This is a genomic window from Vibrio sp. 10N.261.46.E11 (genome assembly GCF_041472735.1).
Taxonomy (GTDB): Bacteria; Pseudomonadota; Gammaproteobacteria; order Enterobacterales; family Vibrionaceae; genus Vibrio.
On sequence record NZ_JBFRQW010000051.1, the window covers coordinates 59,470 to 72,261 of the forward strand.

The 12,792-nt window shown below is 43.4% G+C and carries 8 protein-coding genes and 2 pseudogenes; 5 read left to right on the forward strand and 5 right to left on the reverse strand.

Features of this window, described 5'->3' with window-relative positions; all coding sequences use genetic code 11:
• Positions 1-111: 111 nt before the first annotated feature.
• A pseudogene (locus tag AB4407_RS16460) lies at positions 112-279 on the reverse strand (helix-turn-helix transcriptional regulator); the annotation flags it as partial.
• A 305-nt stretch (positions 280-584) separates the two neighbouring features.
• Here AB4407_RS16460 and AB4407_RS16465 point away from each other — a divergent pair.
• Positions 585-2,471, forward strand: a complete 1,887-nt coding sequence (locus AB4407_RS16465) for a methyl-accepting chemotaxis protein (RefSeq protein ID WP_372121323.1) — start codon at positions 585-587, stop codon at positions 2,469-2,471.
• Between the two features lie 106 nt (positions 2,472-2,577).
• Here AB4407_RS16465 and AB4407_RS16470 read toward each other — a convergent pair whose 3' ends face one another.
• A complete protein-coding gene (locus AB4407_RS16470; protein ID WP_372121324.1) occupies positions 2,578-2,979 on the reverse strand; it encodes an ACT domain-containing protein in 402 nt (133 codons plus the stop codon).
• Between the two features lie 477 nt (positions 2,980-3,456).
• On the opposite strand from AB4407_RS16470, the gene AB4407_RS16475 reads away from it, so the two are divergent.
• Positions 3,457-4,272, forward strand: coding sequence for a TauD/TfdA dioxygenase family protein (locus AB4407_RS16475; protein ID WP_372121325.1), 816 nt, complete (start codon positions 3,457-3,459; stop codon positions 4,270-4,272).
• 272 nt (positions 4,273-4,544) lie between these two features.
• Positions 4,545-6,593 (forward strand): response regulator, encoded by a 2,049-nt coding sequence (locus AB4407_RS16480; RefSeq protein ID WP_372121326.1) that lies wholly within the window; start codon positions 4,545-4,547, stop codon positions 6,591-6,593.
• A 185-nt stretch (positions 6,594-6,778) separates the two neighbouring features.
• Here AB4407_RS16480 and cqsA read toward each other — a convergent pair whose 3' ends face one another.
• Both cqsA and AB4407_RS16490 read right to left on the reverse strand, forming a co-directional pair.
• Positions 6,779-7,960 carry an alpha-hydroxyketone-type quorum-sensing autoinducer synthase gene (gene cqsA, locus AB4407_RS16485; protein ID WP_372121327.1) on the reverse strand — a complete coding sequence of 394 codons (1,182 nt, stop codon included), beginning with the start codon at positions 7,958-7,960 and terminating at the stop codon, positions 6,779-6,781.
• A 313-nt stretch (positions 7,961-8,273) separates the two neighbouring features.
• Positions 8,274-9,656, reverse strand: a complete 1,383-nt coding sequence (locus AB4407_RS16490; protein WP_372121328.1) for a PLP-dependent aminotransferase family protein — start codon at positions 9,654-9,656, stop codon at positions 8,274-8,276.
• Between the two features lie 103 nt (positions 9,657-9,759).
• On the opposite strand from AB4407_RS16490, the gene AB4407_RS16495 reads away from it, so the two are divergent.
• On the forward strand, positions 9,760-10,653 hold the full coding sequence (locus AB4407_RS16495; RefSeq protein ID WP_372121329.1) for an EamA family transporter: 894 nt from the start codon (positions 9,760-9,762) through the stop codon (positions 10,651-10,653).
• 468 nt (positions 10,654-11,121) lie between these two features.
• Complete coding sequence (gene ihfA, locus AB4407_RS16500; protein WP_004734853.1) at positions 11,122-11,418, forward strand: integration host factor subunit alpha; 297 nt, start codon at positions 11,122-11,124, stop codon at positions 11,416-11,418.
• 203 nt (positions 11,419-11,621) lie between these two features.
• On the opposite strand, the pseudogene AB4407_RS16505 reads toward ihfA, so the two are convergent.
• Positions 11,622-12,771 (reverse strand): annotated as a pseudogene (locus tag AB4407_RS16505) (IS3 family transposase).
• Positions 12,772-12,792: the final 21 nt, after the last annotated feature.

Sequence of the window (12,792 nt, forward strand, 5' to 3'; positions counted from 1 at the left end):
TGAGTTGAGCAAGCGGCTAAGTGTAGCTTGCTCTTATTCGTTTAAGCGAAGACGCGGATACGGTGTCCGTCAGGATCAACTGCAAGGAAGTTGATGCCGTAAATCGACTCTTCCGGCTTCACCATCAATTTCAGTACCTTGTGCTTGCAGCGTCACGATGTCTCGATAAATGGTGCGTGTACTCACGTTTAGTTCTTTAGCGAGATGATCGGCAGACACGGGGTATTTATGAGAGCGCATTAATTGGAGCAGGTCGAAAAGGCGTTGACTACGGGACATAAGAAAACTCTGAGTACTTAACTGTTTGCAAGATTGTTGGATTGAGAATACTAACTCCATCTACATTAAGATAAATGAAGCAAAAGGCTTGGCATTTAATTTTCTTATTGACGTTATTCAATCTTAGCGTATACCGTTCATCGGCTAGAGTTGATTTGGATCTAATTTTTGGTCTGTATTTATTGATAATACAAGAGGTTAGCACGTTTAATTATTTATTTTAACATGTAAAATATATTAGCTTGCTACCGCATGGGAACGGTTCTGTTACCCACGGTTATTTATATAAAAATTATAGGTTTTCTATGTTAAAGAAACTTTCGCTTAAGAATAAGCTGGCGATCTCTGCCAGCATGGCCATTATCCTGGGGGGGATTTTGGTCGAGGTATTGTCTTTTCGTGCTTCACTGCAACGCTTAGATATTGAAGTTGAACAGCGCTTAGAGGGGGCATCAGCTTCTTACAATCAATATGTATCGGATTGGATCTTATCCAAAGAACGTGCGCTTACTTCACTTTCGAAGGAGTCAAAACAAGAAAGCTTGGTGACTCACCTGAAGCAGGTTCGTGATTCAGGGGCGTTTGATAATGTGTTCTTAGCATTCCCTGATGGTTCGCAAAAAAATGCGAATGGCGTAGTGTTGCCACCGGGTAATGATGATCCACGCGTATGGGGTTGGTACACCAATGCGGTTGCGAACCCAAGTAAAGTGTTCATGGATAACCCAACGGTTGCCGCGGCAACTGGGGCGAACGTTGTGTCGTTGGGCACTGCAATGCAACTGCATGGTCAGCAGGTCGTTTTGGGCGCTGATGTAGAAATTACCGATATTCTAAACAGCCTTGAAAAAGTGATCCTTCCAGGCGAAGGTTACATGTTCATCGCGACGAACAAGGGCACGGTTTACACGCACGCTGATACAAAGTTGCTGAACGAGAATATTAGCTCGCTAGGGCTAGATTTTTCTGATGTACAGAAGGCACTGACTAGCGGTAAAGACACGGCTATCGAGTTAAATGGCAGCGACTATGTTCTGTACGCACGTGCGATTGACGGAACAAGCCTGATTACTATCAGTGTTGTTAATCATGACTCTTTGGTTGCACCGTTGTTTGATGCTGTGTTTGGCCAAGTATTAGTGACATTATTGGTCGTTATTGTATGTACCATATTATTTAACCTGTTGTGTACTATTCTATTCCGACCGTTGAACCATGTGTCTCAAGCTCTGGCGCAGATCGCTAATGGTAGTGGTGATTTAACTCAGCGTATTCATGTTGAGAACCAAGATGAAGTAGGAGAGCTAGCACAGAACTTCAACACTTTTGTAGGAAGTTTACAGCAGTTGATTGGTCATATTCGTGGGCAATCAGAGCAGCTTAACAGCCAGTCAGAGAAAAGTACTCAGCGAGCGAATCGTTCGGTGGATGAGCTTAATCATCAACAGCAAGAGATCACCATGGTGGCGACGGCTGTAACGGAAATGGCGAGCGCAACGCAAGAGATTGCATCGCATGCCGAGCAAACAGCAAAAGCGGCGCAAGACTCTGCGACAAGCACTAACAGCGGTCACGCTCTGGTTGTCGATACTAAAGGTTCTATCAATAACCTTGCCAATGAAGTGAATGAAGCGGGTAGCGTGATCAGCGAGCTAAACAAGCATGCTCAAGAGATTTCGACGGTACTTGCTACGATTCAAGGTATTGCAGAGCAAACTAACTTGCTTGCTTTGAATGCTGCGATTGAAGCGGCGCGTGCTGGTGAGCAAGGTCGTGGTTTTGCTGTAGTTGCAGATGAAGTACGTGTACTTTCTCAGCGCACTCACTCTTCAACAGAAGAGATAAAGTCAACGATTGATGTTTTACAACGCACAACGGCTCAAGCGGTTGATTTTATGGAGAGCAGCTCGAAACTGGCAATACATTCCGTAGAAGATGCCGACCGAGCTTCACATGCGCTAGAAGAGATCAACACAGCAGTGGCTTTGATTAGTGATATGGCGACTCAAATTGCGACCGCAGCAGAAGAGCAAACGCACGTGACGGGTGAAATTACTCAGAACATTACGACCATTAAAGATGTTACCGACCACTTAGTTGTGGGCGCACAGGACAGCTTAACTGAGTCGAACGAACTTAAGAGCCAAGCCGCTGGTTTAAGTGACAAAGTGGCGACTTTTAAGCTTGCTTAACTGTGTCATTCACTGATGCCTGATCAGTGAGTGATTATTGAGCAATAAGTCAAAGCGACGTAGATTACGTCGCTTTTTTTGTATTTGTGAGTAATCAAATTCTTTATTACTCAGTTTCTGAAAACTCTTTCAGCGCGCTCATTGCTTCGTCTGCTTTGTCTTTCTGAACGAAGATATGGTCGTGGTAATAACCAGCAATTACGTTGGCGCTAATACCGTATGAACCTAGCTTGGTGGCAAAAGCCGCTGTTAATCCAACCGCTTCAAGACTGGAATGTACCGACAAAGTAATCAGGCTAAGTACACCATCGAAATCGAGTTGAGCTTGGCGTGCAGCACCCTCCGTGAGCACCAAGGTTAAGCCTTCTTTTTCACGAAAGGTCGCGATTGGGTCGAGTTGAACATAGTCTGTTAATGCACCGTCAACAGAGCAAAAAACATAATCACCTTCAATGAGCTCTGGTGACATGGACTTTAGCAGAATGTCTAAATCGGTAATGGCAGTCATTCTTTATTCCTTTCTTCGTGTTAGCGTTACGCCGATTAAACTGAGTTATTCTGATTACGATAAGAGCGCATAGAATATTAGTAAAATTAATAATTCTTATTACACATCAGTATCGTTAATGTCGAGATTGCTTCCTTTTTAATGGCATTGAACAAGTGTTGAGATGGAATGGCACTAAGTTGAATATCTCGGTTGTGTCTCAGAAAAGCCTGAAGATTGTGTGCTAGATTTATTGGTGATACACAACTGGAGATATCGATGGTCTGGCTTTCGGTGAAAGTACTACAGATTGGACTTGTCTATGGATACAGGAAGTATCAAAAAACGAAAAGAGCGCCAGTTTAGGGGCTCTTTTTTTTGTTTTCAAAGTAAAGTCATTTTATGTTGAGTAGGATTGAAAGAAATGGGGTATTTATCCGGTTTAATAGTCAGTATCTAGATTGACTATTAAATGTCACATCATTAAAAAGCGAAAGTATGTCGAAAATAGAACAAGTTACCCCTCATATCGGTGCGCGAATCCATGGAGTCGATCTCGCCACATGCAGTGTGACCGAACTCGATGAGGTTTATCAGGCGCTGATTACCCACCAAGTAATCTTCCTAGGTGATCAAATACTCTCACCAGAACAACACTTGATGATTGCAGAGCGATTTGGACAACTCGAACCAGCACATCCATTTTTCCCTCGCGTCGAGCATGTACATCAGGTGAGTGTGATAGAAACAACGCGTGGCAATGCCCCGATGGAAAGTTATTGGCATACCGACTTAACCTGGCGAAAATTGCCATCGAAAGCTTCTCTGTTGCATGCCCAACATATTCCAAGCGTAGGCGGGGATACGATTTGGTGTTCGATGACGGCTGTATTTGATTCATTAGATGAAGACATGAAAGCAAAGCTGAGAGGGTTGTCTGCGACTCATTCGCTGGTGGCTTTCGAGGGAGTTGAGTCAGATCAGATAGAGCTTGATTGGCACAAATCACTACTTAAAACCGCGCAGAAAAATCCACCTGTAATCCATCCTGTTGTTCAGAGCCATCCGGAAACAGGTAGAGAAACACTTTATATCAATGAGCAGTTTACCCGTTATATCAACGAACTTGACCGACAAGAGAGTGATGTTTTACTTAACCAACTGTTTGAAATTGCACGACGCCCTGAGTTTCAAGTCCGTTTCAAATGGGACAGGGGATCAATGGCTATTTGGGACAATAGGGTAACGCAACATTACGCGGTGATTGATTACGGCGATTCTCCAAGAAAGATGCATCGCGTTACAGTGACGTAATGCAAACGAAGAGGCGCAGCACTTGCTAAGGCGCGTTGTTGGTGTAGGCGTGAGCGTATAAATCTGAATTACGAAGGGATATTGTCTTAATTAAAGTATGAAACCGAGACTTTATTCATCTGAGCCAATTATAAAATCAAAAGCGTTGATACATATTTGATGGAAAGCTCACTGCTCTGAGTTGATGTGTAATATACTCAGCGGAAAACATAAGAACCAACATCAAATTTAAGACTTTGTAAACGTTAGGGCTTAGTAAATAAAGTATTTGTATGAACGCGATTCGTAAAGTTTATCAGTACGCAGAACCTAACCTAACCCTTGTGGGTTGGATGGGCTTTGTCGGTTTCCCTGCTTACTACATTGTATGGGAATTCTTGTTTCCGCAACCCTATGAGAATTTAGCCCTGCGTCTGTTTTGCTCGGTATTGTTCCTTGGGATTGTTGTTCGTAATCGAGTTCCATTTGATTGGCGAAAGTACCTTCCGGCTTATTATCAAGTCGCTATCACCCTCTGCTTACCGTGTTTTTTCTTTTACATGCTGCTGATGAATAACTGGTCCAACGTATGGGTTATGTCTTTCATGTCGGCTATTTTCCTCCATATTTTATTAGTTCACGTCACCCGAGTGATGTTTGCACAAACCTTCGCCGGGATAGGGATTGCTACCTTGTATGCATGGGTGGCACAAGGCTTCTACTTAGAGCTCACAATGGATTGGACGCATGTGCCAATCTTCTTATTTATCTATTTGTTCGGTAACTTATTTTACTTCCGTAATCAGGTGGAACATGAGAATAAGGTGTCATTGGCGAAATCTTTTGGAGCCGGTATCGCGCATGAGATGCGAAACCCACTAAGTGGTTTACTGACTTCTATTGATGTTATGCAGTCCATATTGCCGAATCCGAAAAGTGGTGGCCACCAAGGGCAATACGCTTTGAGCAATGAAGAAGTTATACAGTTACGTGAAGTGGGTGATGAAGCGATGGAGATTATTCACTCAGGTAACGAGACGATTGACCTGTTATTGACTTCAATTGATGAAAACCGAGTATCTCGTTCTACGTTCAAGAAACATTCAGCTCAAGCGGTGGTTGAAGGGGCGATAGATAGCTTTAACTATAAGCGCTCAGCTGATAAATCAGCGATCTCTTTAGATGTACAAAGCAACTTTGATTTCTTGGGCAGTGATACCTTGTTGAAGTACGTGATGTATAACTTGTTCAAGAACGCATTCCATCATCGCAGCCCTGAAGATTTTCATATTCATGTCACCATGTGCAGTGATGACGTGACCAATCAAATTGTGGTTACCGATAACGGAGCTGGTATTTCAAACGATGTCATTCGACGTATTTTCCAAGATTTTTACACCACCGGCCAATCAGGTAACTACGGCTTAGGTTTGCCATTTTGTCAGAAAGTAATGCGGTCGTTTGGTGGAGAGATTAAGTGTAAGTCTGAGGTGGAACAGTGGACGCAGTTCACGATGACTTTTCCATCTTTGACTTCTCACTCTGTGAATGAAATTAAGAGTGAGCTCACTAAACTAAAGACAGTGTTGATGGTGAGTGACCAGAAAGTACTCTCTGATAAAATTACTGAGACGTCACGTTTTATGGGGTTTGACCTCACCGTATTAGACGTTGTATCAGCACTTAAAAATAAGGAATATCAATTTGAGTTCGACTTGATTTTCGTTGATATGGAGAGCTTAGATTTAAGAGCTAATTACCTCGATAGAATTGAATCTTTGCTATCGTTCACTGAAGCGAGAATCATCTATTTGTATGAGCATCACCCCATTAAGCGTGTTCGTAACGTTGCTTTTGAACCGATTTGGGTGGAAACACAAGTTTGGCTACTGAATACCAAAGCCACCATTGAGCGCTTACTTTTCGATTCCAATTACGTGTTGCCGTCGGTTGCTGTGAAACCACTAGAGGCGACTAATAAACGCACGATCATGGTGGTGGATGACAACGAATCTTTGCGCCGTTTTACCGCAATGTTATTGGAAAAACAGGGCTTTGACGTTGTACAGAAAGAAGATGGCCAACAAGCGTTAGATGCTTTGGATAGCGAGGATGTTGATTTGATTCTGATGGATATCGAGATGCCAATTATGGATGGTATTGAAGCTTCTCGTCGAATCCGCAGTGCAGCCAAAGAATACTCTACAGTGCCGATTATTGCTCACACAGGCGACAGTTCCCCAGTGACATTGGAAAAAATGGAATCGTCGGGCATGTCAGATTTTATTGTGAAGCCAGCGGATAAAACCCGACTGTTCGATAAAATTGCACACTGGATTTGATTGGTTGTACCGTCCGGTTATCCAGCTGAACTAGATGAATAGATGAATAGATGAATAGATGAATAGATGAATAGATGAACACAAGAAAGAGCTCAGCAATTCGCTGGGCTCTTTTTGTATCGCGACATGATAGCGTCTATTCAGTCCTGCCGTTTGTGTTAGTTATAGAATTGGTGTGTACAGAGTTATACGAACTCTAACTCTGGGTGATGGTACGCTTCGTGACAAACTGTGAGCACATGGTCAATGTCTCGTGGTGTCATGTCGGCATTGATTGAAAAGCGGATGATGTTTTTGTTCCTACCCGTAGCAGGGCGACAAAAAACAGCACCGAACACATTACGTTCTTCGAGGAAATCGCGAACACGTTCGGTGTTTCTTTCACTACCACACTCTAATGCCACAATTTGAGACTCGCTGCGGATATTAAAGCCAATTCGTTTTAGACCCGTAGTCAGCGATTTAGCACGCAGGAACAGAGCTTGTCGTTTATCATCTGCACTTTTGATTACCTCTAATGTTTTCTGTAAACGAATCACTTCTTGCGGTAACACGGTCGAGCTGAAAATCGCGGGATAAGCAACAAACGGCAAGGTTGCCGATAGCTGTTTAGGACCGAGGATTGCGCCTGCGCGATAAGCAAAGGTTTTAGCCAAACTTACGGTGATGAAGTCGACTTGGTTAGTGAGACCCAATGCGTGAACTAAGCCTGCACCATTTTTCCCATGCGTACCCAGAGAATGCGATTCATCAACGACGACTGCACAATCAAACTCCTGCGCCATTTCGTAGATGTCGCGTAGTGGGGTGATGGTCCCAATGGTACTGTAAACCGAATCGACCACAATAACGCCTGAGCCGTGGCGCTCTAACTGTTTACGCAGGTGATTCATATTGTTATGCACAAATGGGTGAGCGATGCCGCAAGCGGCACGAATGCCTTCCCATAGCGACATATGGGCAAAAAAGTCGATATACACCGATGTGTCCGGCGGGCAGATGGTTTGCAATAGTCCAATATTGGCCGCCCAACCTGACTGAGAAAGCAAACAGCTCTCCATTCCGACATAGTTCGCGAGCTCGGTTTCAAACGCAGGTTTAGACTCTTCATCTTGTAAGAAAATTGCAGACATCACTACGTTGTCATCGTGTTCGATAATCGCCGCTTGATGGGCGTCTTGGATCGGTTTGTTGTGTGACAGTGCTAAGTAATCATTGCTCTGCATCACGACGGCGTTGCGCTGAGGTCGTTTACCCAATACCAAGTGCTTTTGGCTTTGGTTCTGGGTAATGAGGTCTTGAATATAGAAGTTCAAGCGTTCTTCGATAAAGGAAGGTAGTGGTTTGTTTTTTGTTGTATCACTCATAATTATTCTCTTCAAATACGGGAAAACGCCAGCGCCGGCGGTTGTATATTGAAGTTAAAAAGTGATGTGTCATTAGTCAGTTTGCATAATTTTGTATGTGCTAGCAAACTCAGTATTTAAAGGTATCGAAGCGAGTCATTTTCCTTACGGTGCGGGGCTTTAACCTAGTTCAGATAGGAATGATAGCCTTCTTTTTTATGATAAAAGGCTATTAAAATTCGGTGTTCGAATGGCTATGAAAAAGTCGATTCTGAAAAGCTTTGATGTCCTAGCTGCGTATTATGAACTGGCACGTATTAAGAACTGCAACGTACTAGCTATGAACGCGAATCAGTTCGATTAAGTCGTTCAATTCCTGCTTGGCTTTTCCCTCTAACAAGTAACCAATATTGATGCGTAAGCAATTGCTGTAAAGGTCATGAGTGCTAAACAGGTGCCCAAGCCTGATATCAATGTTGTGGTCGGCAACTGCCTGAGCAAAGCTTGATTGGTTCAAATTTGGTATTTGTAGCCAAAGTACCATGCCACCTTGTGGGTTACTTATCTTTACTCCTTGAGGAAGGAGCTGAGCCAAATAACTTAGGTATTGCTGGCGCAAAGAGAGGAGCTGAGTACACCTTCTTCTAACGTGTTTTGCGTATTGACCAGATTCGATAAAGTCAGCAACCGCAAGCTGAGTGGGCAGGGCGACGCCATAGCTTGCAGCAGAAAACTGAGCCTTGTATTCGTTAATGAACCTCCCTGGTAAGCACCATCCTAATCGGTAACTCGGTGACAAGCTTTTCGATATTGAACCACACCATAGTACATAGCCGCCTTTGTCGTAGTATTTCGCGGGGAGTGGAGTGTGTGAGGAATAAGAAAGTTCCAGATACACATCATCTTCAATGATCGGTACTTGATAGTGGTTCGCTAATTCGGCAAGTTTTTGTTTTTGACTAGCTGACATATTGATCCCCTGAGGGTTCATATGGGAGGTACAAAAAATCGCGGCATCGACTTGTCTATTCTTCAAATGCGCTTCCAGTTGTTGCAAGTCGATACCGTCATCCAGAGATGGGATCTCGATGATCTGGCGTGACATCTTTCCGAGTAACTCCAGAATGCCGTTGAAACAAGGTGAACTAATCGCGATGGTGTCGCCTTCTTTGGTGCACGATTCAAGTGCAGACTTAATCGCGGACATACAGCCTGCCGTAATCACCATCTCTTCAGGTGAAAAGTGCACATCGAGCTTGGCAAAGTGAGTGGATAATGTCTGTCGCAACATCGGTTCACCTTGTGTGTCTGGGTAATGGTTTAGCCTGCTGTTCATACGCCTAATAGCGCGACGAAAACTACGTTCCAGTTCAACGACCGACTGTTGATCATTGGTGGTGCTTGAGACCCCTAAAGGCCCGTTGATTGAGTTGTGAGTCGATGACGTTTGCTTAACGCTCGACACTTTACTCTCAAACTGTGCCCACTCTGGGGTTGAGTGAGTAGGTTTATGAGGAGAAACAAAATAACCTGCTTGCGGTCGAGAGTGTATCCAGCCTTGTGATTCCAGTTCTTGGTAGCAGCTCACTACGGTCGACATGCTGATGGCTTGTTGTTTAGCTAATTGACGCAGCGAAGGCATGCGCCCACCTTCGGGTCTTTTCCCCGTTTCAATCTCATCAATAAATTGATTGGCTAGCTTTCTGTAGATACTCATGGTCACGATCGCTGTTAACTGTACTTGTTTTTATTGTAAAAATTTTATCTGTACTGGTTCTATTGTTCAAGGGATACTCATTCAAAACAAAGGAGGGGTCAGTATGAAAAGAAATGATTTGTTGTTAGCGGTGTTCGTGATGGCAATTTGGGGATTCAATTTCTCGATGATCAAAATGGGTGTAACCAATGTTCATCCGTTGTTGGCAACCGCCGCGCGTTTCTCGCTAGCGGTGATTCCGGTGATATTTTTTGTAGCAAGACCGAATGTCGCGTGGCGTTATTTAGTGAGTTATGGCTTTGTGTTTGGTGTGGGCATCTGGGGTATGGCTTCATGGTCAATTACCGCTGGGCTCTCATCGGGGCTTTCGTCGGTGTTGCTTTCAACCAATGTGCTAATTGGTATGGCCGTTGGAGTATGGGTTTTCAAAGAAAGTGCGTCGGTTCGCGAGTTAATGGGGGCGATGTTAGCCATGTGTGCGTTGGCGGTATTGGTATCTGCAGCAACAGGCCACATCACCGTTAATGGCGTGATCTTGATTATGATTGCGGTGTGCAGTTGGACCTTGATGGGCGTGATTGTTAAAGCGTCTAAAACCACTCAGGCTTTTGCGTTTAACGTGTGGGGCATGCTATTTGCGCCAGTTCCATTAGTGTTGTTTGCCGTGATGCTGCACGGTGACCAAATTATTTGGCAGGGGATAGAACAATGGGATTGGAACACAACGATTGCTGTGTTGTTTCAGGCTTACCCAACTACGCTATTTGGTTACTGGGTGTGGAATAAACTGTTAATCCAATATCCATTAAGCACGACAGCGCCGTTAACCTTGCTAGTACCTATATTCGCATTGATCAGTGGTTACTTTATGTATGACGAGGTGCTGTCAGTCGCTCAAGTTGTGGCATCTGTACTGTTTCTAGTCGGTATAGGTTTGATAGTGAAGCCTGCTAAGAAAACCGTAAGACCTCTTAGCGAAATAAAGACGATTGATTGAGCGTTTTCTAAAAACACAGCAGAATAGCATTGTCGAAAGGATTGACTAATTCGAATTAAATTCTGAAATGATACAAATATCATATTTAATAATGCTTACTTAGTAACCTCTGTTGAGTTTGATATCAAATCAAGTGGCTGATTTTATTGGGTGTAGGATAGAGGTCTCAAAAATTATCTTTTAGAACACTAAAGTTTTAAATTCTTATTATGTTGAATTTTGCGGGATATAATATCACATCGTACCTGTTGGTTAGGTGTTTTTTAGCTATATATGTGACTTTACAAGGGAGTTATCTTCCTGATTTGAAAGAATAATTAAATCGATGAGATAAAAAAGTTGGCGAAAATCAGAAGCTTGGCATACACTTTCCTTGTAAATGACCTTATCTCATTGATTGAATAGGGTAAATGCTTTGGCGCTACTGAAGATGGTAGCAATGTATAACATAGCTTTGAGGAAAGTTTTATGGCACTCACTAAAGCCGATTTGGCTGAGAACCTGTTTGAGACACTCGGATACAGCAAGCGGGATGCCAAGGAAACGGTGGAAGTGTTTTTCGAAGAAGTTCGTAAAGCACTCGAAAATGGCGAACAGGTAAAACTGTCTGGTTTTGGTAACTTTGATCTTCGCGAGAAAAACGAGCGACCTGGTCGTAACCCGAAAACTGGTGAAGACATTCCAATTTCTGCTCGACGTGTTGTTACTTTTAGACCGGGACAAAAACTAAAGGCCCGAGTCGAAAATATTAAAATCGAGAAGTAGCCAAGCAATAGACCACGCCTAGCGTGGTCTTTTTGTATCTACGTCTTATGCATCATTTGCCGACTGTCTTGTCACTAGTTTCTCTTAGTGGTATCACCTTACTCTCTTTTCTTAGTTATTCCTCTCGTTAATCACCCTTCTCGTTAACCACTAATAGTGACATCCCTATATTTTGATCTGCTCCAGTCTGACTGGACACTTAGCTAAGCGACATTTTTCTTTTCAAAGTTCATTGGGCTTAGGTACCCAAGTGCACTGTGCCTTCTCGTTCGATTATAATCAACTTCTATGTACTCGAAGATCGTTTGGCGCATCTGCTCTCTCGTCATGATCGGATCGTATTGGATTGCTTCAACTTTCATTGAATGGAAGAAGCTCTCAACACATGCGTTGTCCCAACAGTTTCCTTTTCTACTCATACTTTGTTTTAAATTATAACTACTTATGAGGTCTCGATATTCTTTCGAACAGTACTGACTACCTCGATCGCTATGAGTTATAACCTGCTCAGGGAACCCTCGACGGAATAAAGCCATCTATAAGGCATCACAGGCCAGTGAGGCCGTCATTCTCGTATCCATAGACCAACCTATAACTTGCCTTGAATAAAGGTCAATAATAACAGCTAAGTACAGCCAGCCTTCGCTTGTGGCAACATAGGTGATGTCTCCTGCCCATTTTTGATTCGGAGCCGTTGCGCTAAAATCTTGAGCGAGCAAGTTTGGATTAACGGGCATTTTATGCTTACTGTCTGTTGTACACTTAAACTTACGTGCTGCTTTCGCGACTAAATCCTGACGTTTCATACTGGCGGCAATGGTCTTAACATTATGGTTATCACCGCTTTCTGCCAGCTCTTTCTGAATACGTCTTGAGCCATCTCGCTCTTTGCTAACGTCAAAGGCTTCTTTTAACTTGGTATCAAGCTTTTGGCTCTCTGTCTCACGTTGAATCGCCTTGTGGCGATTCTCAACCCAATAATAAAACCACTTCGAGAAACTCTGAACACCTTAGCCATACGGGAAATACTGAAACTCAGCAGGTGTTCGAGCATAAATTCATAGCAATTTACTTTAGATTTTTCGCGAAGTAGGTGGCGGCCTTTTTTACGATTTCTAGCTCTTCTGCTTGCTCTGCCAACTGCCTCTTTAGCTTAGCGACTTCAACGGCCAATTCTTGTTCTCGTTGGCTAATACTAGAATTCTTCTTTGTGGCTTTTCGCCAACCGTAGATCTGAGATTCATGTAACGAGAGCTGTCTTGCGGCTGCAGCGACTCCCACTTTCTCTGCTAGTTTCAGGGTTTCTGCTTTAAATTCAGGAGAATGGATAATACGTTTCTTCTTACTTGTCATGGTTCACCTCATTAGTGATTG

Bases quoted from the DNA above. Each gene is read 5' to 3' on its own strand.
- AB4407_RS16465 (WP_372121323.1), top strand. From the start codon at position 585: ATGTTAAAGAAACTTTCGCTTAAGAATAAGCTGGCGATCTCTGCCAGC.
- AB4407_RS16470 (WP_372121324.1), bottom strand. From the start codon at position 2,979: ATGACTGCCATTACCGATTTAGACATTCTGCTAAAGTCCATGTCACCA.
- AB4407_RS16475 (WP_372121325.1), top strand. From the start codon at position 3,457: ATGTCGAAAATAGAACAAGTTACCCCTCATATCGGTGCGCGAATCCAT.
- AB4407_RS16480 (WP_372121326.1), top strand. From the start codon at position 4,545: ATGAACGCGATTCGTAAAGTTTATCAGTACGCAGAACCTAACCTAACC.
- cqsA (WP_372121327.1), bottom strand. From the start codon at position 7,960: ATGAGTGATACAACAAAAAACAAACCACTACCTTCCTTTATCGAAGAA.
- AB4407_RS16490 (WP_372121328.1), bottom strand. From the start codon at position 9,656: ATGAGTATCTACAGAAAGCTAGCCAATCAATTTATTGATGAGATTGAA.
- AB4407_RS16495 (WP_372121329.1), top strand. From the start codon at position 9,760: ATGAAAAGAAATGATTTGTTGTTAGCGGTGTTCGTGATGGCAATTTGG.
- ihfA (WP_004734853.1), top strand. From the start codon at position 11,122: ATGGCACTCACTAAAGCCGATTTGGCTGAGAACCTGTTTGAGACACTC.